We start from the raw sequence: 1,705 nt of genomic DNA on the forward strand, positions 1-1,705 counted from the left end.
ATTAGGGGTCGAGAAAATCGTCACCGACCTCCCCTCCCATTCAGAACCGTGCATGAGACTTTCACCTCACACGGCTCCTAGTTTGATTGTTCCCTTGTTAAGGATACAGCTTGACTTCTTTTGGTTTGGTCTAGTATTATCTACTATGTTAACATGGGTAGATGGTTCTAGGCTTCCATCAGATGCCGATTTATCATCGTGACAGTGGCGGTGTAGTAATTGAAGGTTCTTGTATTCATCCTTTCCGCCTAAGCTTAGAGGGTGAATGTGGTCAACTTCAATTAAATCCGATGGGGTGAAGTATTGTCCACATCGGCTACACTTGCCTTGTTGCTTTTTGAGTAGTTTGGCTACTCTTGTAGGTGTGTCGATTGCTTGTCCTCGTCTGGTTGCCCAGTAAGTCCAATTTCCGTCATAAGGTGAAGCGTCGGGGCGAACTAGGGTATGTCTGACAATTGGTGTCCAGTTATGTTTCCATAAATGAAGACCGTCTTTGGTTTGAAATAACCAAGATTCGTGTCTTTCTTTCCCTTTGCTGAGTTTGATTGTTCCCGGTCTAAAGTAGTTTCTCAGCTTTTTGTAGTTCGCTTTACCGCATCTTGATACTGTCCATGCCCTTAACATTAACCAGATTGTGGAATCTAGTTTTGTGAAGGTATCCATAGATACTACTCCTGAATAGTAGTTTGCCCATCCTCTAATGATTGGGTTTAATTGTCTAATCAGGGCTGATTGAGGTGCTGTTTTATGTTTTTTAATTACACCTTTAATCACTTCTATGTGGGCTTTAACTGCTTTTTGGCTAGGTTTAATGTGGGTTAGGAATGTTTTGGGTATTCCTTTTGTTATTTCACCTGCTTTGTATTTTCCTGCTGGATATTGTCTGATATTGAATCCTAGAAAATCAAAACCAGGTTCTTCCGTTTTCCCATTATATTCAATGGGGTTAAGTGTGTGACATACTCTGGTTTTTTCTGGTTTGAGTTCTAATCCTATCGGTTTTAACCATTCGGAAATAGCAGTCTTGCACTGTTCAATGATTTCGAGTGAAGGTGAAATCACTACGAAGTCATCGGCGTACCTTATTAAAACAGCTTGATTTATATTATTCTTTTTGGGGAATAGTGCTTCAATCAGTCTAGCCATTCCATCCAGTGCGATGTTGGCTAGTAGTGGACTTATTACCCCTCCTTGTGGTGTCCCGGTTTCTGTTTCTTCAAATACGCCGTTATCCAATACTCCTGCTTTAAGCCATTGTTTGATGTCTCTTTTAAGGGAGCTTGGACAATGAATCTTTGACAGTAAAAAGTCGTGATTAATTCGGTCAAAACACTTGGCAATATCAGCATCTAATACAAAGTAGCTACCTTGATTAATGGTGATGTATATCTTTGATATTGCATCATGGGCAGACCTTCCCGGTCGGAAACCGTAGCTGGTTCCTTCCATTTTTGACTCCCATTCTGGTTCAAGTGCCGATTTAATCAACGCTTGTCTAGCTCTATCTTTAATGGTCGGTATTCCTAAGGGACGTTTTTCATCCCTGCCGGGTTTAGGAATCCACACCCTTCTTAACGGTTTTGCTTTCAGTGTTCCTTTGATTTCTTCGGTTAGATTTAGCCTTTGTTCTGGGGATACTGCTATCATTCCATCGACTCCTGCTGTTTTCTTTCCTTGATTGTCTTGGGTTACTTTGCGGACTGCT

At 41.3% G+C, this 1,705-nt stretch carries 1 pseudogene; it reads right to left on the reverse strand.

Annotated elements, in window-relative coordinates:
• Nucleotides 1-77: 77 nt before the first annotated feature.
• Nucleotides 78-1,705, reverse strand: a pseudogene (gene ltrA / locus O9324_RS15125) (group II intron reverse transcriptase/maturase); the annotation flags it as partial.

It is taken from the genome of Microcystis sp. LE19-84.1B (assembly GCF_027531875.1).
In the GTDB taxonomy this organism is placed as follows: domain Bacteria; phylum Cyanobacteriota; class Cyanobacteriia; order Cyanobacteriales; family Microcystaceae; genus Microcystis; species Microcystis panniformis.